Here is a 20,186-nt window from a genome sequence, read left to right on the forward strand (position 1 = left end):
ATAGTTCCCTTTATTTTACACCCATTGAAGACAAAACCATCCGAGAAAGTATATGATAGTCTGCTTGCTCTCGTAATTCTTTATTTTGATACATTGGCTCTGGTTTTGCGTTGGCATTGATCACATGAAAATGGGTAATATGTTCTTTTTGAAATTGGCTTTTAATATAAAGATATTCATCAATCAAACGAATATCATCTATAATTGCTATGTCTAAATTTTCACTATCTCTACTGTAAGTAATCAATTCAACTATTTGTTTAGCCCAATATATGTTACTTAAACTTTTTTTTTCTTTTCCCAATTCATCAAGCATTTGATGAATTGTTTTTCCTGTTTCTTTAACAATTGTTGTGTCTTTAAAACGAGGAGTCTTATTATACCAATCATATTTGGGATAAACCAATGAAAGCTCTTTGCGAATCATATTAGCAATTGAATAAATCTGTTCTTTTCCACTGGCTATTCTTTTTGCTAAATATGTTTTCCCCGCACCATGTCCATCACCGGAAATAAATATGATCCGCATATCAACTCCAATCCAATAGATTATGAATTTTAGATTATATACCAAAAAATATAGAGAACTTTTTTTCAAGCATGTTTTCTGCAAAAGTCAGTTAATGAAGTTTAACAATCGCGAATGAACATGTTTTGAATAATGATATCAGATTCATGGCCAGCAATGCCAGAATTAAATTATCTTCATTTTTAGAAAAAGTGAACGTATTTCTAAAATGTGAATTGCGACGAGTTATGCAAAAGTTTATGGACAAATTTAAATCATCTTTTCTTACCACAATACCTATACCTGAAGAAATTGGCTAAATGGGAGCGAAGACGATCCCCCTTATGAATTTCGAAATTAGGTAGAAACTAAGTATGATAATAAAGTACCAAAAAATTTTTAGGAGATTGTGAAAAATCCATCTGAATATTTAAATGAAAACTCAAATGAGATTTTTTTTAATTGACTAAAATGCACTGGTATTAATCATTCATTTACTCAAACATAGACTGGTATTCTTAAGCAATCCTAAACTGATTTAGCAACGACTCAATTGGGGTGAAAACAATGTTCCCCAAGTTTCCAAACATATCGGCAAGTCGTCTTTTAAGACAGTAATATATTCCAAGTCATACCAATCAAATATACTACGGAAAGAAACTTTCAATTCAGCGAAATCAACATTGCTTGGCAATGTGTAAGTTTTTTTATCACCCATCATTCCCCACCAAGAATAATAATCTGATTGTTTTGAATTGGTCTGATCATAATAATATTTAATTTCAATTTGCGCATTAAAGCCTGCACTATTTTTAAATTCAATATACTTTGCATTTCTATTTAAGGATGGCCCATAAGCTTGAATTAGCCCATCTATATCTCCAGCACTTAGCTGATCCTTGTAACCTAATTTCACACCTTCCTTAAGGGGTTTCACGGTTAAGTCAGACCTAAAATTAAACTCATCTTTGCTATAAGCTCTTGAACTATAGTGCATAATAGAATCATAGTCATATTCACCAAATCGTACTGACATCTCTCCAACTTTATGAAAATTATGTAGTCCATTAGGCTTAATATTTTTTACTTCAATTTCAACATACTGATCCCGATCAAAGCGGACGTGTTCATGATGAAATCCAAGCGTATGCATTAACTCATGCAAAAGAATTTTATGGCGGAAACATGGAACATCATTTGATAACGTAACATCTCGCTTTACTATTGGGTTACTCCCGATACTGCTGCTACAAGTTTGACCTTTTTGAATCATAACATGATTATTTGAATATCTTGTATTTGTCTTTTCAATAAAAGAAACATTAGCATAAGATTCCAAAGTCTGCATAGCCGATCTCACACTGGATTTTTCATCTTCTGTAAATTTATTTTCTTCAAACATATAACGGACGATCCCATCAGGCCATAATAATTCTGGGTAAGTTGGAGCGCTTCTTTTTACACGCTGAACATCGGATATGGGTTGCAATTCTGCTAAATCTTCATTCAGCGTATTCTCTATTTCAATAGCTGACAAAAAGGGAGTGTATACTAGAAAAAGAGCAAATAAAAATACTTGTTTAATCAAAAAATTAAACATAAAATTTCTCCATTTTATGAAAGCATGTTTTTACACAAATGCTAAATTTACAAAACACTTTAAATATATAAATTATTTTTTTTTATTATGCAAATATATATATATTTTTATTAGTTATTTCAATTCATTTAATAAAAAGAGTGTTTAGTTAACAAAAATATGCGTATTTTTTAGACAGTTTTAATTATTGTTCTAGAGATTAAGGTGGATAATGATTAGAGCTAATTATTTAGTAAATCATATTCGTTATAAATTACAAAAAATTACTCCACAGCTCAATAATTTAACATCATTGAGCTGTGATTTTTGCATTGAGGAATCAAACTGTTTCTTCTTTTTTTACTGGATGCCCGTCGTAGCATTTTTCAACTTCATCTTTTGAAAAATATTTTTTCTTACAGCGAGTGCATACATATTTCGCTCCATCACGAGTATATTTTTCACTCGTGACTCTTTCTTTTTTTGGATTCATATTCATAATGGATTCCTCCCCAAACCACTTATCGGAGAGTTTTTTCTGAGCTTTATAATAGAAAAAATTTAATGGCTGAAAATAGCAAAACAAAATGAGAGAATATCGTAAAACAGGCGAACAGCCATAACCAACTGAAAAATAAGGATTTTTACTAACTTCTGTCTCAGTGTTACTTTTTAAAAAATTTAACAATATAATATAAATCATATAGTTACAAAATATTTGCTTTCCATCCAAAAAAAATTATCTGGGCATTGCTATTTCCAAAATAAGCTACCAAAATAAAACAATTAATAAAAATTTTTAGAGAAAACCTCAATCTTGCTTCCAGTCAGCTAACACTGGAAAATATGCATTCGTATTTCAAAACAATCACAATTGATAAATTAGGACAAAAATTTTTTATGCAATTATAGTAGACTGATAGATTGGAGGCTTAAAATGACTTCTATGATTAACGATCATTTCAGTTTGAAATCTAAAATCATAATTCCTGTTGTAATATCAACTTTTCTCATTTTTTGCATAAGTCTTTTTGGTTTCTTTAAAACTTATAGTGTATACGAATCATTAGCTGAAAGTAGTAAAATTTCTCTAAATAAATATAGAAAAATTGCAGAAATTGAAAGAAATTTCGGCCTTATGGTTCAAGAATGGAAGAATATACTCATACGAGGAAAAGACTTAGAAAGTTTAAATAAACACAGCAAAGGAATGGATGATGCAATTAATAAGCAAAAAGAAATTGCAAATAGCTTAAAGCCATTTCTCGGAGAGATTGAGTTACCAAATATTGAAAAATTTATCAGTGATTTAAATGAACTAGAAAAAAAATATATAACCACTAGATATAACTATCTCACGCAAAATCAGTTTTTAATGTCTGAGGCTGATCGTGCTGTAAAAGGTATAGATCGGAATGCTTTGGACAGTCTAAAAAATCTTATCAATATGGCAAACAACGATTTTGAACTTAATTCGAACGAAAATTCCCGTACTATAAAGAACACAATTACTTATGCATCACTGCTCATGTTTGTAATTTCTATATTTACACTTTTTTTTATAATTATTTTCATAAATAAATCTACAAATTTATTACATCTACTAGTAAATAAAATATTAACAGTCTCAACTAAATTAAAGACATCTTCAAAAAGAATGCAAACGATTGCTACAAAAATAGCAAGTACGAATTCTGAACAGGTTTCATCTTTACATGAAACCGTGAGTTCCTTAACACAGATAAGCTCAATGACAGAACAATTAGCTAATGGTGCCTCCAATGCTGAACAAAAATCTAGAGAGTCAAAGAAAAAAGTAGATAATGGAAAAGATCTGATCAACGAAATGCTTAATGCGATGAAAGAAATTAGTCAAAGTAATAGCTCGATTATAAATCAAGCAGACAGAAGCAATAAAGAAATGGGTGAAATAGTAAAACTCATTCTCGAAATCCAAAATAAAACAAAAGTCATCAATGAAATTGTATTTCAAACAAAGCTTCTTTCTTTTAATGCCTCTATAGAAGCAGCGCGCGCAGGCCAACAAGGCAAAGGGTTTGCTGTTGTTGCGGAGGAAGTTGGAAATCTTGCTGGCATGAGTGGAGATGCAGCTAAAGATATCGCAAAAATACTAAATGATAGTATAAAAAAAGTAGAGCTAATAACCTCTGAATTGAAGTTAAAAATCAAATCAATTACCGAAATTGGTAAAGAAAAAATTGATTTCGGAGTTGAGGTATCTGAAAATTGTGCAAAAATATTTAATGATATAGTAGAAAATGTTACAGCAGTTACAAAGTTAGCCAACGAAATATCACTCGGCACTAAAGAACAATCAAGGGGTGCAAGCGAAATACATAAGGCCATCAATCAACTTCATTCTGTCACTCAAATAAATTCTAAAACAAGTGAAGAAGCTGCAAATATTTCTGAAGAACTTTTTGAACAGGCAGATGCCTTAAATAAAGTAGTAGAAAATCTTATAACCAACGTTTATGGAAAACGCATTTAGAAATTTTTTGGCAATGAAGTTTGATTTCTACCTTTCTTTTAATTGCTTTTTTATTTGCTTTCAAGTAAAGAGTAAGAAGTTATCATGCCCTAAGTTTTTAATTCATTTTAAAATATATAAAAAGGAAAATGCAATTGCTAAGATTTTTATTCATTCTTTCATTTTTAACCGGTTGTAGTTCCCTGGATTTAAAAAATAAGACTACTCCAAAAGCAGAACAAGTCCTCCATACTCTTCTTGAAGTTGAAAAAGAAGACAATTATAAAAAAATTTCAATCAAAAAAATGCATCCAGATACAAGCTATCTCCTTCCCCCATCTGGAGAATTTTTTGTAGGATATATTGATAAACATATTATAAATACCTCAATGTGCCCGAGCCCATACTATTTAGAAAAAACTAAAGTATATTTTAGCCCACACAATCTGAAACACTGCAATGAAATTTTACTCCGAATTTATTATCCGTCGCTCGATCAAAAAACATCATCCTATTACCCAATCTCATTGTTGATATGAAAGAAATGTCTGGCAATAAAAAAAATGAAGAATTTGCACAAATAAAAAATTTAAAAAGTCATAGTACTCATCACGCTGAAAAAGCACCTGGAAAATTTCCCGTGATTTTTTTCGTACCTGGATATGGTATTCCTGCTCAAGAGTATGAAAATATTATTATCCATCTAGTAAGTAATGGTTATATAGTTATTGGACTCAATAGTGTTTTTATAAGTGGTGATTTGCAAATGCCAAGTGGTCTCATCGCAAATATAATAACACCAGATTCAGACGAACAAAAAAATGATCTATTTAACAATTCTATAAGTGATCTTGCCTTTAGCGTCTCACATTTAAAAATTAAAAATACAAAAGAAGAAATTTTAAATTCAATAGATTGGAATAAAATTGCGCTAGTTGGACATTCATTAGGTTCTTCCACGATCGCGCATTTCGCTCAGAAAACAAAATTAAAGGTGAAAGCTATTGTCACTCTCGATCTAACAATCGATTTACTATGTCAAAACAATTGTCCGAACCTAGTAAATATTCCTTTTATGCACATATTTTCATCTCAATTTTATAAACAAAGCAATGACAAATGCTTTCCATTTTATTGCCCCCCAAAAAATAAACGACCTTCGCCTGATGAGTTTTTATTTGTCGTGAACAATATATATAATGATGACTCATATAGTATGCATTTGAGTTTTACAGATTATTCAACATTACAATACCATCCAGAAATTGAACTAGCTATTCAATCCATGCTCAGTAAAAATCCATCTGATCAATTTTTAGGAACAGGCGATGGATTTACTATAAGTCAAGCTGTTAATAAAAAGATTTTGGACTTCTTTCAAATGTTTTTGATCAACTAAACAGAGCAAAGTTAACTTATAAAAATTTTATAAATTTACTGAATATAACCATCAATTATTTGACGGAGAAAATCGATCAAACTTGTCAAATTTTGATGCGTAATATATTTTTTTATTTTCGTAAACAATACCTTTTTAAGGAGTATATATGTTATTAAAAAAAGCTTTATTTATAGCATCCATCATAAGTGCCTTATGCCCATTTTTAGCAAATGCTATGGTAATTTTACAAAATTTTGAAACGGGTCGACTGCTCGATAGCAATTATAATGGCAATATTTATACCCTCCCCCAAAATGGTGGAAACTATCAAAAATGGAACTTAAATTGCGTTCAAAATCTTTGCGTCATTAAAAATGTACAAACAGGCTTAGTTGTTGATAGCAATGCTAATGGGAATGCCTATACTCTTCAAGAAAATGGAGGCGATTTTCAAAAGTGGTATATTTATTTTAGCGGAATTCAAGATAGATATTACTTACAAAATAAAGCTACTGGTCGTTACCTTGATAGCAATTATAATGGCTCTGTTTACTCACTTCCGTATAATGGTGGACACTACCAAAAGTGGTCTATCTATCCAACCAATTAATTTAAAGTAGATTATTTAACCATCTCGCATCCCCATAAAAACACCTATAACTATAAGTCATTATTATTGTCATCGGTGTTTTAATTAATATTACGGAATAACCAATATTTTGAACAGAGCAAAGAAATTGCAGCTCAACCTAAACAACGAATTTATACATTAGAAAAATTACATTTCTCAATGACAAAGCTATGGTTCTAAACACCTCTTCTTGTCTTGAGATATATGCGTCATTTTTGTGCATATTTAAAAGAGATTCTGTTTACTCATAATTGCCAGCTGAGAGGGTAAGAGAGAATTTAGAACACGCACCACTTTCAAGACATGTCATGATGAGTTTGGGCAGAAATAAAATTTTCATTTATTCACTTTATCCATTAGAAAATCATTTAAAAATCAAAATTTAGTTCTTTTATTTATCCAACATTCTTTTGTCAACGTAATAAGTTAATTTATTATCTTGACAAGGAAGATTTTTTTTTTTATTTTGACTCTGTAATAGTAAATTAATTTAAAATTATATAGCTCAATTTAAATAAATTAAAAAATTTATAAATAAGGAAAAAGTAATGAAGAAATTATTTTGTTCTATAATCTTATCTTGCTTTCCATTTACAGTCTCCTTTGCTGACGAAGGAATTAATAATGCTGACGAAGGAATTAATAATATTGCGCAACTTGAGCCGATAGTCTTAGATCACTTCGGCACACCCCTACAATATTGTAACACCTACTCAATGGGTACGGCTGATATATATAATGCTTCAACAAGTGATGGGATTATAATTCCTAAAAACTCTTTATTTGGTTTTACAAAATATCTTGCAAGAACTATTTATGAGTCAAAAAGAGCGACAGGGTTTGTTCAATTCCTTTCAGCTCAAAACATTCCTTGTGATCGTGAAATTCGAGAAAAAGATTTTATTTTTATTAATCTTAAAAATTCTGAACAGACTGATTCGTATTTTGTTAAAATGGATGACAACGGAATATATTTTCCAATTGTTCACAAAGAAAGTATTTCAAATAAAGATCATATTTTTCAGTTTATTAAATTTAAAAATACATCTGTTGGATCTGCCTATGCTCTGCAATATATTTCAAGTCATTCTTCGACATTTTTAACCTGCCAAGGATTAAATTTCTGCGAATCTACAGACATTCCTTCACAAGCATTATTGATTAGATTTTTGCCAGTGAAATCAGGCGTTCATGAAAAGGCTCACACTAAAAAGTAACAAGAAAAACTATACTTAATTTTTCCATTTTTTGACCGATAAAAAAAATACTAAAAGGTTTCGGTAAATATTATAAGGAATTATGAGTATTTATTATAAGCTAACATTATATATCCCAATGATTTTAATTGCTGCCAATGGCTGTGATAATTCTAAATCTTCCAAATCGAAGAACAATTCGAGTGCCCTATTTGAGCTTGCGCTAACCCCTCAAGAGTTAGCTGAAAGAAAAAGAAGATTTTTAGAAACAAACTCATTGATTCATCCACGAGGATTGCAAAGTAGATTTAACAATTTTAATGACACGGAACTTAATCAAGGGAGTACTTGCCCGTCACCAAGAATAGCCACTTATGATTATCCAAATGCTGGACAAGAAGTCTATTGTTTAAAACTTCCAAAGGAATTTCGAAATAATATACCAATCGAAATTAAACAGGAAATAATTTCGCATGATTTAAATTCATTGGATTTGTATTTTATTGCTCAACATAAACATCAAACGTATGATGCGCCTCGAGTAGACGTTTTAAGAGTTCATAATTGGGTCTATCCATATATTCCATCAACGTATAGTGGATCGATATTTAATAGGGATATTTTGATGACTGTTTATAGTAATTCAAATATATCTTTAAGTAATCAAATATTAGAAAAAAAACTGATACCATTTAATGTCAATATTCATGACAATCTTATTTCACCTGATAATGCACACACTGCAATAGCAGCCGCACCCCATATTAATTTTTCATTTTATTCTTTAGTCATTGACGCTCAAACAAAAAGAGCAGTAGTAACATTGCATTGGATGATAGAACCAAGCGATTTTATAATGGATAATACTCGAAATCCAACTAATTTTATGCACTCTTTACAACATATTAATGGCAGTACTCATTCACCAACTTCTTTGCGGACACTTATCGAAACTTTAAAAAGACACCCCCACTTTAATTCGACCACTGAACCAATGCAATCGCTCGAAACGCTTCTTCAATAGTTAGAAATCTAGATTATTTCTAAATATCATAACCTAAAATAGCATCAAACTGAGTATTACTAAAATTACTATTGTTTAAATGATGCCAAGAGGCAATTACTGATGCCCCAATATTAAGATTATTAGTGAACTTCTAATACTTTAATAATAAATTTAGCATATAGCATAAATCATTCAATTTTTGATTTATTAATCCTTGTTTTCTCCTTTTTCTGAAAGCTTTTGATTAATTAATTTAAAAGAACTTTTAGGCATCTTAGCAGGTTGATAAAAATTTTCAATGAGATTGATAAAAATTATTTATTTGAAGGCTAATAGAAATAAGTTTCTTTGTAATATTTTTAATAGCAATAAAATTCTTGAATATAACAGTCTTAAAATTAACTTTATTCTTATATTTTCAAATTTTTTTATAAAACAAAATTCTAGGCTTTGAATTATGAAAAACACCTTGATAAACCTCAATAAATCCTTGTGACTTTAGAAGAGATTGATTTGAAATATTTTCCGGATGGACAGTCGCATAGATATGCTCTATATCATTATTTTTTAAATTAAATATTACATTATTTGTCATTTTAGAAGCCAACTTAAGGCCTCGATATTTTTTAAATACATAAGATCCTGGAAAGTAAGCGCCTATTGGAGACTTTTCCAAAATTGGTAAAAGATTTAAATACTTATCCCCAATAACTCCAACATGTACCAGTCTCATTGAAATTATTTTGTTTTCCTCTGTAAAAATTCCACAACTATATTTTTGTGCAAGTGATTCTTTTGTAAGTTTTATATCAACATAATATTTATTTTCACCCAACTCTTGACAAGCACAGTCGTGTAAATGCATTACATCAGTTAAATCCTTCAATGTTAATGTTCTAAGTGTGAATATTTTGTTTAATTCTTTAATATTTAATTGCATGCACAGACTCCCGTCTTTGGTATAAAAGAAAAATCATAGTGACAAAAAAATTAATTTAAAACAAGTTTTATTAAATTTTTATAATATTATTATATATATAAATAGATATTATTCATGATATATTTTTAAAATTATGATATAATTTTATTCTCATTTAATCAATGCTATTATAAATTTGAATTGTTATTATTTTTTGATGAAACTTATAATTGATCAAAAAAAATATGTTCACATAAAATAAATTTTTTTAGTTTATAGAAAAATACGCTCTTTTCAAGGTGCAATTCGGATTGAGATCTTTTGCGATGAGTCTTCTAAATAAATTAAATAATATTTTAGAACAAATTCACCAAAAAATAAAGAATCCGTGAAAACAAGCAACTCAGGATAATTATTTTATAATTTATTAAGTTCTGAAAGAGATTTTATACCCATCATTTTTAGATCAGTTACATATATTATTTTATTATCTATAGATTTTATTAAAAACTTGTTTAATTCATAAATCCATTTAGATTTATAATCTATAATATTTGAAAAATAATTTAGAATTAAAATGGTATTATATATTTTAGAATCTTCGTTCTTAGATTTTTCCCATAAATCATATAATTTTTCTGGTTTCTTAGGAATTTTCATTCGACATGATGTTAGCTTTTTATTCCAAAGACGTCCATGATGAGCGCATATATTTCTAACAACATTTATATTTCTTAAACATGATTCAAAAACTTCATCGTCTAAGTGAAATTCTCTGCTTATATCTTTTTTTAAATTTATTTTTAGATTTGAATATAAATTCACCAATGTACCAAAAGAAAAACTTTCACAAATTGACCATATTGGTGGAAAAATAGGACTGCTATAGTTTGTCCTATAATGAACTAGAAAATCTTCTTTGCTGATAGAATAATTCTTCATAATATCAGACAGATGACTTATATGTTTATCCGTTTTTTCAAAATTCTTTGTATCGATATAAGCGTGTGAGTCATTATTTTTTATCGCTAAAGTATAAGCCCATATTGTCCTAAATGAAATTTCGAATGATTCTATTGCTTCTAATATTAATAATCTAAATTTTTTATCAAATAAATATAAATTTACAATCCGTTCTATACTCGTATTATTATGATATTTATGATTTTCACTATCAATTTTTTCTTCAAAGATTTTCCAATACCCACTTAATCTATAGTAATTTATGTGTTTAAGTGTATTTTGTGCAAAGTCTTCATTTGTAATTATCATACCTCTAGATTTGAGCAGATCTACCTTTTCACTCAAATTAAGAGGTTTTTTTTCATAATTTTTTAAGTTTTTTATTCAATTTTTATAAGATTTTAGATATATACAAAAAAAGACTCCCCGCTTTGAGCTTCTTCGAGAGGCTTGGGAAGTATTGTTAACTTCATATTATAAATCGTCATTATAACTGTCAAATTAATTAAAAAAATTAATATATCTGACAACACCCTGATTTATTTCACAGCCATTTAAAATGGCGGAGAGCGGGGGATTCGAACCCCCTCCGGAGCACACGACGGTACTCGACGGCTCGCGGCGGTTCCTGCGGCGGTTTTTGCGGCGGCACTCGCTGCCTTACTTTAGAAAGCGGTCATCTACTCGGAGGCCGCACGACAACCCACCATAAAACAAAGGCACAGATACACTAACAGAAGTGATGGCAGACGGCGGTGCCTTTTGTTGCCTCCGCTACGGCCTTCTTTACTGTGTCTGGCAGTTGCGAAAAGAACCCAACCCTAAAATCACAGTTGCTATAATTTAAGACAGTTATTTGAGGCTGGTACGTTTATTATAGTATACTTTAGTATATATAAAATATTATTATTAATTAATAATAAAATATAGAGAGAGGATAGGAGTTTGAGAAACTCTGTTTTTATCGTTTTCTCAATTTTATAGAGAAGGGTTGGGCTTTTTACTCAACCGCCAGACTATAGCACACAGCCGCACACCGCAGCAGCTCCCGCACCTCGCCTGAAAAGCCTGCCACTCTCCCGCCGTTAACTACAGCCCTTGGAAATGTATAACAGCATGCTAAAATCGGCGATTTTTACAATACGCTGTAGTGTCTGCAGCTTACCAATCGTTGAGCGGCCGATTTCTTTGGTTATATTTTAGTTTTTGCAAAAATTTTGGCCATATAAAAATTATTATAGCAGGTTATGGTTTTTGGAGAAAAAATCTATCGCAACAGATTGACATGCCTAGGGAAAAGTTATAAAACTTGGTTACGAGAAAAACACAAGAGACTTTGTTGCCCAAGTGCGACAAACCTCAGGCAGGTAAGCACTCCGTCGCACTACCAATGCTAGGATATAGCCTAACTGACCTACTCGGCGGCTGCTATAAAAACCCCCGAGGAAGCCCAATTGCACCAACAATTGAGGAAAAAGTATACTCCCGCAAGGAGATGTGAAAATGAGAGAGCTTAGTCCTCTCATTAATGTGTTTATAAACAAATTTTATGGGCACAGTAATGAGCGATACTTACCCTACTACTAAATTTAAATAAAAAAACCACAACACGTTAGTTGCGGACAGATATTGCTATATTTTCAATTATTGCATTTTTAATAAAATTATATATATATATAAAAAGGCTATGCGCCAATATTGCTATAAAATACCAGCGCACTTAATAATTACATCGAAATTACGAGAGCCTTCGCCACCACATTTTTTGTTAGTTTACGAGAAAAACACAAGAGATGGTGGCGATATTCTATTTTGCGAATGTGTTTTTAACGTTTCGATTACCAGTCGAAACACACACTCCAGCGCGCGTACATGACGGGCACTAAAACTACTATAGCTATACATAAATTTAAGTCAAGGGTTTACCAGCACGTATCGGTAAAATATTTTTACCGCAGGGTACTACCATACATTTGTATATCACTAAAATCACTACCTAAAAATTTTTAAAATTACAAAAATAGGGTAGGAGGGTATACTACAATTAAAGTATCAATAGCTCTCTAAAATCTATAAATGCTCCCACTAGGCCAGCAAAAACCTGAAGAACAAAGGAGAAATCAAATGCTCTAATTTACCGTTATACATCCCCACAGAATCCGCGCTAAACGGAGAGCCTAATCTTGAGCTCTCCTCTACCGTCCAGCCAACACAACAACAAAATAGGAGGAACACATGCGCGGCGACGACCCGCACTCGTTTGTCGATATTTCCGATTTGCTAGAAAAATACCCACATAAAAAGCAGGAGCTACTTATGCGATACGGTTATAAATTTGCAGTTATCGTCGGCGATAAAACGCTCGGTTATTTTAAAACATTAGAAAGAGCAGAGCAGTTTGCGCGAATTTTCGAGAGCGACGGTGCGCAAATTCTCGAGAAAGGAGGCGAACTTGAGCACAAATGATAGATTCGACGAATTTTTTAAATTGCTGATGTTTTTGGAAGGCGGCGAAAGCAACCACAGCAACGACCGCGGCGGGCACACAAAATTTGGAATTACGCAGAAATTATATGACAAACACCGAGATAAATACAAAAAGCCTCATGCGTCTGTGGCTGGACTTACTACAGGAGGCGCGCGGCTAGTATATCGTGAAGAGTTTTACAAGCCTGTCGAGTATTGTGACAACATCGAACGCCACTATAATTATTTTGATATGTGCGTAAATAGCGGTTACAGAAATTACAAAAAAATGCAGATTGAAAACCCCGCAGATATTTACAAGTACCGCAAGGATTTTTTCAGTAAAATTGCAGAGAATGATAGTTCACAAAAAGTTTTTTTACGCGGCTGGCTCAACAGACTGGACGTTATTAAAACATATTTTGAGACAGGGTTAAAAATAGTATAAAAATCACATTAAAATTAAATAACGGAGGCTCTACTTTGGAAACCTCGGCACTCACGGCGGTTGTATTTTTAGTATTTACAGCCGTCACGGCATTATGTGTGTATTTTTTGTTTAACAGCAATAATAAGCCGCCGTTTTGCGGCGGTTAAATTAAATAGGAGGCGATTGAATGAACGCAGCGGAAACGGTCGGAATTGTGCTCTGTGTAGGAAGTTTTTTAAGTAACCTTCTGCCTCTATTTTTGTACGTAATTTTTATTATTTTTGTGTGGATTATGTGCATGTTTGCAAAGAAAAAATACGGTTAAAGGAGGCTTCGTAGATATTATTTCAGCAATCGCAACTCTATTTTTAATTGGGGCGGGGTTTGTAATTTGCATATGCGTTTGTGCAATATGTCACGAAAATACACGAAGAAAAAAATGTAGTAAATATACAGTCGAAAATTTAAAAACGAGGCGGTTAAATGAGCAAAATAAAACCCATCGTTAAAGCTATAGTTTATCGCGGTTATGTAGGAACGCGTACTGCAAGCAAAGAAAAAGATTTAAACAGATATAATTACTACATCGAGCAAGCGGAAATTAAAATAAAAAACATAAATAATTTAATTGAAAGACACAAAAAATCTGTAGCGGATTTAAACGAATTTGTGGAAGAAATAAAATCACTAATAGCTAACATAGACGCGCATTATTCATCTGGTACACACCGCCAGAACATATACTCACGACAATAATAATAATTAAGGAGTAACAATGCTACTAACTCCAATAGATTTTGAATTTTTTAACGCAAACGAGCGCAACCCTACTCTCGTTTGTGCAGTAGTTGGCACTACAAAATATTGGCTATTAGATGGCAGCGATACGCACGCACTCATTGATAAACTCCGCAGCATTAAAAGACTTACAGCGTATTACGCGATTGCTGAAGCCCGTTGCCTGCAAGCGCTCGGATTAGAGCCTTTTCATGATTATGAGTGGGTTGATTTATACGCAGAGTTTCGCATGCTGCAGAATTCTAACAATAAATTTAGTTACGGTAGTTACATTAACAAAAAGGGCGTACGCACATTTTCAACTCCGCCGCCTGCGTCCGAGTACGGAGATGTAGCGGACGAAGACGAAGGCGAGGATGACGAAAGTCATGCAAAAATTCCGTCAAATTATGTTAATGCGGCTTTTAAATTACTCGGGGTTGTCGAAGATACAGAGCGCAAAAATAAAATGCGCGATATAATTTTATCGAAAGATATTGAACTTATAAGTGAATATAAGGAGGAAATTTTAGAGTATTGTTACAGTGACGTGCACAATTTAATCCCCATGTACGAACAAATAACGCACGAGTATTACAGCCTAGGGCTGCGAAATTTTGAAAGTGATATGTTAAAGCGGGGGCGGTATGCGGCAGCAACCGCAATGTGCGAAAGCGAAGGCATTAGCATTAATTATGATTTATTGAAGCGTATCATAGAAAAAACGCCAGAATTACTGCAGTCCGGTAAATTGGAGGTCAACAATGAATCTCAAAAATTAATCAGCAGCGACGTATTTTTAAAAGAGTATCAAAAGCCTGATAAAATACACAAAAATGGCCGTGTGCACACGTACAAACCTGAGCCTCCCAGAAAGGACACAAAAGCGATTCAAGAGTGTATTAAATCATTTAACTTAAGCTCTTGGCCTTTAACAGATAGTAAAAATAAGAAAGATAAATCCAAAACAACTAAACCCAAAAAGGAGATTTTGAGCACAGCTAAAAAAACTTTAGAATCGTACCGTCATTTACCTTTTGTAGAATCTCTTTATAAATACAATAAACTAGACGCGTCACTGAAATGGTTTTCCGGTAAAAATAGCAACGGTTTTTTCGATGCGTACAGTTTTCGCGACAGTAGAGTGCGGCCATTCTACGGAATTTTTGGCACACAAACAGGAAGAAATGCTGCAAAGGCAAAAACATTTCCGCTTGCAATGTCAAACTGGTTGCGTGCGATAATTCAACCGCCCGAAGGGTACGTAATAATCGGCGCGGATTTTTCACAGCAAGAAGTCGCAGTCGCCGCATGGCTTTCTCAAGATAATAATTTAATAGACGCGTACAACTCCGGAGATGTCTATCTAGCATTCGCGAAAATGGCAGGAATGGTCCCGCAAGACGCAACTAAAGCGTCTCACGAAGCTGAGCGCGATTTGTGCAAATCCACCGTACTGGGTCTGCAGTTTGGAATGGGTGCAGGTTTGCTGCAGCAAAAATTAACGTATGATTGTAAGCGCTCTGTTACGTTAGAAGAAACGCTTGAGCTAATTAACCACCATAAAACAGTATTTAAGTTGTACTGGAAATGGGTGCATGAGTTGCGTGAAAAATACAAAGCGGGAGTTCCCGTGGTCATGCCCCAGTGGGTTTTGTGGTGTGATAATCCTCGGATAACAAGCGTAAGTAATGCGCCCGTTCAAGGCACTGGCGCAGCAATCACAAGAGAATCTATAGTTTTGGGTACTGCTGAAAACGTACGTTTTATGTGTTCGCTGCATGATGCATGTTATGTGTATGCGAAAGCTGAACAAAAAGAAGAGGAGGAAGCGAAACTCAGAAAAATAATGAGACAAGCAACTGAGAACATTCTAGGTCAAAATTGTATTGACATACGTGTCGATGTGAAAACTATATCTCACGGGGATGTTTGGATAGATAAAAAAGGCCAAAAGGACTGGCAAAAGATTAGCGCCCTACTTTAATAAATCACAGCAAAATAAAAAAAACGTAATAATAATAATGGAGAAAATAAAATGACAAACACATCATCTACGACTTTCGTTGCTAAAAAACCTGAGAAAAAACACTGCAAAATTGTAAAATTCGAACAAGAGGACGGTAATTTTGAAATAAAGAAACGCTTCTTAAATAAAGAAGAAATCGAGAAAAAATTTCCCGAACAATTTCATTTAATATATGAAAACGAAAGTATAACTGGCACAATTGCAAATTTTCACGAAAATTCTTACGGTACACTGATGTTTTTAACTCTAGAAAGTGGCGACGATGTAATGATTCCGCTGCATACAGATTTAGAATATAAATTAAGGGGTTTTGAGAAAAAAACGAAGGTTGAAATTAAATACCTCGGCCGAAAACCGAGCCCTAAAGACTCTAAAAAAACATTATTTAAATTTGAAGCAACCCGAGTACCGTAAAAAAACTCTCAAAAATTAACTCTAATAAACAAGGACGTTTATGACAGCTATCATCATGGGCGAGAACGAATATCGCAGCCTCGACCGATTAAATTTTTCAACATTCAAATACATTTTACATTCGACAAAAAAATATTTACTGCAAAAAGAGAATCCGTGGGCAGGCAACGACGCAACCCGACTTGGAAGTGCTGCGCACGCATGGCTGCAAAATGACAAAGATAAAGTGCATTTTGAGCCCGATTTATCAGGCATAAAAACAAAGGCGGGCAGTGACGCAAAAAACCCCCGAAACACGACGGAAGGGAAAGGAATTCTCGCAGAATTTAAAAAGTCGCTACCCGCGGGGGCTATTATCGTACCACCAGACGCGTTAGAAGTGCTCACAGGCATTGAAAAAAGTTGGCAGGAAAACGACGACGTGCAGCGGTTGCGCGAAAAAATAACGCACATAGAGCGAACACACATTTTCACGTATGACGATTTAAAATTTAAGGCGAGACTCGACGAAGAAGGCGACGATTTTGTAACCGATTTAAAGTCGACTAGCACAGACGCGAGTAGGGAAAATGTTTATAGTATTATTAAAAGTAAACACTATGACATGCAGGCAGCGACGTATCTTGTCGGCAAATCTGAGGAGACGGGAATTCCTATTTTAGAAATTCCGTATTATATGGTTTTTTTAGAAACGTTTGCGCCGTACGATACCTATGTTTACCAGCTTTCAAAAGCGGTAATTACTGAGGGATTGCGAAAATTAAATACCGCAATTGATTTGTACCGCAGCCAGATTTTAGCAGGCGAAAAAATTTATAACAGATTAGCTGTAGTTTAAATACTCACATTATCTGCGGGTTTATCCTTAATTTTACTACAGTTTAACTACATTAAATCTATCGTTTAGTAATAATTATATTTAAAATTTAATACACGGAGTTAAAAAATGAATACAAATTATTCGGAAAAATATTGTGAATTATCGGATTTATATGCAAAATTAAATCAACAACTACAAAAGATAAAAGAAGCAAATGAACGCAATGTTAAAAAACTCGAATCTTTAACAGAAGAGCACGAATGGCTAAAAAAATCTAATAAAGAAAATCTAGAGTATATTCATTTTCTGGATAACAGCCCAGAGATGGACGACATGTATGCAGCGCATGGGAAACTCACAGATTTAAAAGTTAATTTGCACACACTTTGGTGTAATTTTCATAATAAAAGTATTTCTGAAATAAAAGACACTATCGCTAAACTTGCTGAAATAAAAACATATGACAGCAAAAAAACTCAGTAAGTACGAGCAAATTTTAGCAACTGCAGTCTCGCAAAAAGAATGGCTGGCACAGGAAACTCGCGACAAAAACAAACACATTCGCCCGCAAAAAAAGGCGGGCATTAAACTTTCAAAGCCGCAGAGCGGCGGACAACTTGAGCGAGATGTGCGCGCCTCCTGTAACGGATATATGCGGGATTTTCTAAAATTTACCGCCGTTACGTTATTTACAGGGGGGATACCTACACGAAGCGGCTACCTTGCCCCTAATCCCGCCGTCGGAATTCCCGACACCTTGGTTTTTAATAAATTTAAACGCATCGTGTTTTGGGTTGAATATAAACGCAATTTTGGCGGAGTTTTGTCGCCAGAACAGCAGAAAATGCACGCGGATTTACAGGCGTGCGGTGCGATAGTTTTGGTAGTTACGTCACTTGACGATTTAAAATCACAGTTAAAAAATCACAATTTAATTTAAATATTATTTAGCTGCATTGCCGCAGTAGAAGGGTAAAATATGACTGGCGTTAGAGAAGTTGAAGCGTTTAAAATGATGCTAGACGGAAAAAAAATGGTTGACGAGACGGGGTGCGTGTATTGGCTACACAAAATTGACAGTTTAGTTTTATACAAGCCCTGCGATAGCCCTATAACTTATAAAATGGAATATTTCACGTTTTTAAAGCCCCAGCCTTCCGAATTTAAAGAATATAATTGCTACGAATTTACCGTTTTATTAAACCCTGCAGAAATTGAAAATTGTACTAAAGAAAAAAAAGACTCGTCTATTAATTACTACACTAGTTATACAAACGCTCCGGATACAGTAAAACGATATAAAGTAACAATTGAAGAATTATGGTAAAAAAAAAAACGCCCTCGTCGAAAATATAAATCACAATTTAATTTAAAAATGCCGGAGCCCCAAAGCAATGATAGTCAAGCAAATATGTGAAAGAAGAGACGGCAGAATATTCTTAGAAATTGAGGTGGACGGTGAAACAATGTTTTACGTCCGAGACGGCGAAGCGGAGGACAATAATTTATATAGAAATTTTAATGACTGTTTTTCAGTGACCGAACTGATGGAATTAGCATATGATGCCGGCAAAAATGGCGAAGAATTTGTATTAATTAAAGAAGAAATCGAGGAATAAAAAAAATGAACGTCTATGAATTAATAGATATTTTAAGCGACCTCTGCCTCGATGATGCACAGGTTTACGGGGATAATTTTAGTATCACGGAAGTTAGACTTGCTGAGGATGAAGAAGGTAGAAAAATTGTTATTATCTCGGAGGAATAAAAAAAAAATGAATTTACTACACGAAGCGCTGCTAGACGACTTTCGCAAATACGACAAACGAGCAACTAACGAAGCAGATAAAATTACTGCACGCGACGCAACACTATTTGCACTATGCGAAAATATAGAAAAACGTTGGAAAAACCCGCAAAAAATAATTTTAAAAGCACTAATAAATACAAAATACAACCCCCGCAAATACAACAGACTGGATGCCCGCAACGCTGCAATAAAATCTCTATGTACGGTAATAGAAACGCTCGTAAATTCGAAAGCTCAAAAAATCGAGGGTTAAATATGTTTAATTTAAGTAGCAAAGAGGCGTTCAATATAATGCTTGCAAGCAAATATGTTGCAGACGAAATTGGAAATCATTTTGTAATAAATAACTCAAGCGTACGTTCGGATAATGAATATATCGATAATATGGCATTTGAGTGCTTTATAAATGCGTACGTGTCTTTAAAATTCCGTGAAGCAGAAAACGCAGGCGGCTGGAGTAAAAAACCGAAAGTACCGCAGCCGGAAACTGTTAAAATGGACGTACGCACGAGCGCAGAACATACGTTAACGCCGCGCGAGGCGTTTGATTTAATGTATATAAAACGCAAAGTAGAAAGCGTTTACGGCGACAAATTTTGGTGGGACGGGCGAAAAATACAAACAAGTAAACAGTGGCGCTCGCCCGTTGCGCTTAAATTATTTCTAAGGTTTCCATTTAAATTCAAAGAAGTGAGCAAAACTAAACGGGCAAAAAATACGCAAATAATTGTTGATAATTTTTAGGCGCAATTAATCAAAAATATAC

At 33.3% G+C, this 20,186-nt stretch carries 25 protein-coding genes; 20 read left to right on the forward strand and 5 right to left on the reverse strand.

All coding sequences use genetic code 11. The features are described from left to right. Nucleotides 1-10: 10 nt before the first annotated feature. From H7355_RS14035 to H7355_RS14045, 3 genes are all read right to left on the reverse strand, one after another. A complete protein-coding gene (locus tag H7355_RS14035; RefSeq protein ID WP_186648902.1) occupies nt 11-529 on the reverse strand; it encodes a hypothetical protein in 519 nt (172 codons plus the stop codon). A gap of 517 nt (nt 530-1,046) precedes the next feature. Then, nucleotides 1,047-2,108: a M12 family metallopeptidase gene (locus H7355_RS14040; RefSeq protein ID WP_186648903.1), complete on the reverse strand. Its 1,062-nt coding sequence runs from the start codon at nt 2,106-2,108 to the stop codon at nt 1,047-1,049. Nucleotides 2,109-2,427: 319 nt separating this feature from the next. Then, on the reverse strand, nt 2,428-2,586 hold the full coding sequence (locus tag H7355_RS14045; RefSeq protein ID WP_186648904.1) for a hypothetical protein: 159 nt from the start codon (nt 2,584-2,586) through the stop codon (nt 2,428-2,430). A gap of 438 nt (nt 2,587-3,024) precedes the next feature. On the opposite strand from H7355_RS14045, the gene H7355_RS14050 reads away from it, so the two are divergent. From H7355_RS14050 to H7355_RS14075, 6 genes are all read left to right on the forward strand, one after another. After that, on the forward strand, nt 3,025-4,599 hold the full coding sequence (locus H7355_RS14050) for a methyl-accepting chemotaxis protein (RefSeq protein WP_186648905.1): 1,575 nt from the start codon (nt 3,025-3,027) through the stop codon (nt 4,597-4,599). Between the two features lie 134 nt (nt 4,600-4,733). After that, nucleotides 4,734-5,117: a hypothetical protein gene (locus tag H7355_RS14055; RefSeq protein ID WP_186648906.1), complete on the forward strand. Its 384-nt coding sequence runs from the start codon at nt 4,734-4,736 to the stop codon at nt 5,115-5,117. A 5-nt stretch (nt 5,118-5,122) separates the two neighbouring features. Then, nucleotides 5,123-5,977, forward strand: coding sequence for an alpha/beta fold hydrolase (locus tag H7355_RS14060; protein ID WP_186648907.1), 855 nt, complete (start codon nt 5,123-5,125; stop codon nt 5,975-5,977). 148 nt (nt 5,978-6,125) lie between these two features. Continuing rightward, entirely contained in the window at nt 6,126-6,569 is a 444-nt protein-coding gene (locus H7355_RS14065; RefSeq protein ID WP_186648908.1) for an RICIN domain-containing protein, read from the forward strand. A gap of 569 nt (nt 6,570-7,138) precedes the next feature. Next, the gene (locus H7355_RS14070) at nt 7,139-7,807 is read left to right on the forward strand and encodes a hypothetical protein (protein ID WP_186648909.1); all 669 of its coding nucleotides are present in this window, start codon (nt 7,139-7,141) and stop codon (nt 7,805-7,807) included. An 82-nt stretch (nt 7,808-7,889) separates the two neighbouring features. After that, entirely contained in the window at nt 7,890-8,810 is a 921-nt protein-coding gene (locus H7355_RS14075; protein WP_186648910.1) for a hypothetical protein, read from the forward strand. Nucleotides 8,811-9,210: 400 nt separating this feature from the next. Here the strand turns inward: H7355_RS14075 and H7355_RS14080 are convergent, their stop codons facing one another. Together H7355_RS14080 and H7355_RS14085 are read right to left on the reverse strand one after the other, a co-directional pair. Beyond that, nucleotides 9,211-9,732, reverse strand: a complete 522-nt coding sequence (locus H7355_RS14080) for a GNAT family N-acetyltransferase (RefSeq protein WP_186648911.1) — start codon at nt 9,730-9,732, stop codon at nt 9,211-9,213. A 396-nt stretch (nt 9,733-10,128) separates the two neighbouring features. Beyond that, nucleotides 10,129-10,983 carry an Abi family protein gene (locus tag H7355_RS14085; protein ID WP_186648912.1) on the reverse strand — a complete coding sequence of 285 codons (855 nt, stop codon included), beginning with the start codon at nt 10,981-10,983 and terminating at the stop codon, nt 10,129-10,131. A gap of 1,926 nt (nt 10,984-12,909) precedes the next feature. Between H7355_RS14085 and H7355_RS14090 the strand changes: the two genes are divergently transcribed. From H7355_RS14090 to H7355_RS14155, 14 genes are all read left to right on the forward strand, one after another. Beyond that, nucleotides 12,910-13,140: a hypothetical protein gene (locus H7355_RS14090; protein WP_186648913.1), complete on the forward strand. Its 231-nt coding sequence runs from the start codon at nt 12,910-12,912 to the stop codon at nt 13,138-13,140. Then, a complete protein-coding gene (locus tag H7355_RS14095) occupies nt 13,127-13,588 on the forward strand; it encodes a glycosyl hydrolase 108 family protein (protein WP_186648914.1) in 462 nt (153 codons plus the stop codon). The genes H7355_RS14090 and H7355_RS14095 overlap by 14 nt, the downstream gene beginning before the upstream one ends. 169 nt (nt 13,589-13,757) lie before the next feature. Further along, nucleotides 13,758-13,895, forward strand: a complete 138-nt coding sequence (locus H7355_RS14100) for a hypothetical protein (protein WP_186648915.1) — start codon at nt 13,758-13,760, stop codon at nt 13,893-13,895. Between the two features lie 158 nt (nt 13,896-14,053). Further along, on the forward strand, nt 14,054-14,326 hold the full coding sequence (locus tag H7355_RS14105; protein ID WP_186648917.1) for a hypothetical protein: 273 nt from the start codon (nt 14,054-14,056) through the stop codon (nt 14,324-14,326). Between the two features lie 19 nt (nt 14,327-14,345). Next, nucleotides 14,346-16,334, forward strand: coding sequence for a DNA polymerase (locus H7355_RS14110; protein WP_186648919.1), 1,989 nt, complete (start codon nt 14,346-14,348; stop codon nt 16,332-16,334). Nucleotides 16,335-16,385: 51 nt separating this feature from the next. Further along, nucleotides 16,386-16,790: a hypothetical protein gene (locus tag H7355_RS14115; RefSeq protein ID WP_186648921.1), complete on the forward strand. Its 405-nt coding sequence runs from the start codon at nt 16,386-16,388 to the stop codon at nt 16,788-16,790. Nucleotides 16,791-16,830: 40 nt separating this feature from the next. Next, nucleotides 16,831-17,628, forward strand: coding sequence for a PD-(D/E)XK nuclease-like domain-containing protein (locus H7355_RS14120; protein WP_186648923.1), 798 nt, complete (start codon nt 16,831-16,833; stop codon nt 17,626-17,628). A gap of 108 nt (nt 17,629-17,736) precedes the next feature. Then, nucleotides 17,737-18,093, forward strand: a complete 357-nt coding sequence (locus H7355_RS14125; protein ID WP_186648925.1) for a hypothetical protein — start codon at nt 17,737-17,739, stop codon at nt 18,091-18,093. Next, the gene (locus H7355_RS14130) at nt 18,071-18,550 is read left to right on the forward strand and encodes a hypothetical protein (protein WP_186648926.1); all 480 of its coding nucleotides are present in this window, start codon (nt 18,071-18,073) and stop codon (nt 18,548-18,550) included. The genes H7355_RS14125 and H7355_RS14130 overlap by 23 nt, the downstream gene beginning before the upstream one ends. A 39-nt stretch (nt 18,551-18,589) precedes the next feature. Further along, complete coding sequence (locus tag H7355_RS14135) at nt 18,590-18,937, forward strand: hypothetical protein (RefSeq protein WP_186648928.1); 348 nt, start codon at nt 18,590-18,592, stop codon at nt 18,935-18,937. A 67-nt stretch (nt 18,938-19,004) separates the two neighbouring features. Next, a complete protein-coding gene (locus tag H7355_RS14140) occupies nt 19,005-19,229 on the forward strand; it encodes a hypothetical protein (RefSeq protein WP_186648930.1) in 225 nt (74 codons plus the stop codon). Between the two features lie 5 nt (nt 19,230-19,234). Next, nucleotides 19,235-19,378, forward strand: coding sequence for a hypothetical protein (locus H7355_RS14145; RefSeq protein ID WP_186648931.1), 144 nt, complete (start codon nt 19,235-19,237; stop codon nt 19,376-19,378). Nucleotides 19,379-19,385: 7 nt separating this feature from the next. After that, entirely contained in the window at nt 19,386-19,673 is a 288-nt protein-coding gene (locus H7355_RS14150) for a hypothetical protein (RefSeq protein WP_186648934.1), read from the forward strand. A gap of 2 nt (nt 19,674-19,675) precedes the next feature. Continuing rightward, nucleotides 19,676-20,164: a hypothetical protein gene (locus H7355_RS14155; RefSeq protein ID WP_186648936.1), complete on the forward strand. Its 489-nt coding sequence runs from the start codon at nt 19,676-19,678 to the stop codon at nt 20,162-20,164. Nucleotides 20,165-20,186 lie beyond the last annotated feature (22 nt).

It is taken from the genome of Fluviispira vulneris (assembly GCF_014281055.1).
Taxonomy (GTDB): Bacteria; Bdellovibrionota_B; Oligoflexia; order Silvanigrellales; family Silvanigrellaceae; genus Silvanigrella; species Silvanigrella vulneris.

Bases quoted from the DNA above. Each gene is read 5' to 3' on its own strand.
- H7355_RS14035 (WP_186648902.1), bottom strand. From the start codon at position 529: ATGCGGATCATATTTATTTCCGGTGATGGACATGGTGCGGGGAAAACA.
- H7355_RS14040 (WP_186648903.1), bottom strand. From the start codon at position 2,108: ATGTTTAATTTTTTGATTAAACAAGTATTTTTATTTGCTCTTTTTCTA.
- H7355_RS14045 (WP_186648904.1), bottom strand. From the start codon at position 2,586: ATGAATATGAATCCAAAAAAAGAAAGAGTCACGAGTGAAAAATATACT.
- H7355_RS14050 (WP_186648905.1), top strand. From the start codon at position 3,025: ATGACTTCTATGATTAACGATCATTTCAGTTTGAAATCTAAAATCATA.
- H7355_RS14060 (WP_186648907.1), top strand. From the start codon at position 5,123: ATGTCTGGCAATAAAAAAAATGAAGAATTTGCACAAATAAAAAATTTA.
- H7355_RS14065 (WP_186648908.1), top strand. From the start codon at position 6,126: ATGTTATTAAAAAAAGCTTTATTTATAGCATCCATCATAAGTGCCTTA.
- H7355_RS14070 (WP_186648909.1), top strand. From the start codon at position 7,139: ATGAAGAAATTATTTTGTTCTATAATCTTATCTTGCTTTCCATTTACA.
- H7355_RS14075 (WP_186648910.1), top strand. From the start codon at position 7,890: ATGAGTATTTATTATAAGCTAACATTATATATCCCAATGATTTTAATT.
- H7355_RS14080 (WP_186648911.1), bottom strand. From the start codon at position 9,732: ATGCAATTAAATATTAAAGAATTAAACAAAATATTCACACTTAGAACA.
- H7355_RS14085 (WP_186648912.1), bottom strand. From the start codon at position 10,983: ATGATAATTACAAATGAAGACTTTGCACAAAATACACTTAAACACATA.
- H7355_RS14090 (WP_186648913.1), top strand. From the start codon at position 12,910: ATGCGCGGCGACGACCCGCACTCGTTTGTCGATATTTCCGATTTGCTA.
- H7355_RS14100 (WP_186648915.1), top strand. From the start codon at position 13,758: ATGAACGCAGCGGAAACGGTCGGAATTGTGCTCTGTGTAGGAAGTTTT.
- H7355_RS14105 (WP_186648917.1), top strand. From the start codon at position 14,054: ATGAGCAAAATAAAACCCATCGTTAAAGCTATAGTTTATCGCGGTTAT.
- H7355_RS14110 (WP_186648919.1), top strand. From the start codon at position 14,346: ATGCTACTAACTCCAATAGATTTTGAATTTTTTAACGCAAACGAGCGC.
- H7355_RS14115 (WP_186648921.1), top strand. From the start codon at position 16,386: ATGACAAACACATCATCTACGACTTTCGTTGCTAAAAAACCTGAGAAA.
- H7355_RS14120 (WP_186648923.1), top strand. From the start codon at position 16,831: ATGACAGCTATCATCATGGGCGAGAACGAATATCGCAGCCTCGACCGA.
- H7355_RS14125 (WP_186648925.1), top strand. From the start codon at position 17,737: ATGAATACAAATTATTCGGAAAAATATTGTGAATTATCGGATTTATAT.
- H7355_RS14130 (WP_186648926.1), top strand. From the start codon at position 18,071: ATGACAGCAAAAAAACTCAGTAAGTACGAGCAAATTTTAGCAACTGCA.
- H7355_RS14135 (WP_186648928.1), top strand. From the start codon at position 18,590: ATGACTGGCGTTAGAGAAGTTGAAGCGTTTAAAATGATGCTAGACGGA.
- H7355_RS14140 (WP_186648930.1), top strand. From the start codon at position 19,005: ATGATAGTCAAGCAAATATGTGAAAGAAGAGACGGCAGAATATTCTTA.
- H7355_RS14145 (WP_186648931.1), top strand. From the start codon at position 19,235: ATGAACGTCTATGAATTAATAGATATTTTAAGCGACCTCTGCCTCGAT.
- H7355_RS14150 (WP_186648934.1), top strand. From the start codon at position 19,386: ATGAATTTACTACACGAAGCGCTGCTAGACGACTTTCGCAAATACGAC.
- H7355_RS14155 (WP_186648936.1), top strand. From the start codon at position 19,676: ATGTTTAATTTAAGTAGCAAAGAGGCGTTCAATATAATGCTTGCAAGC.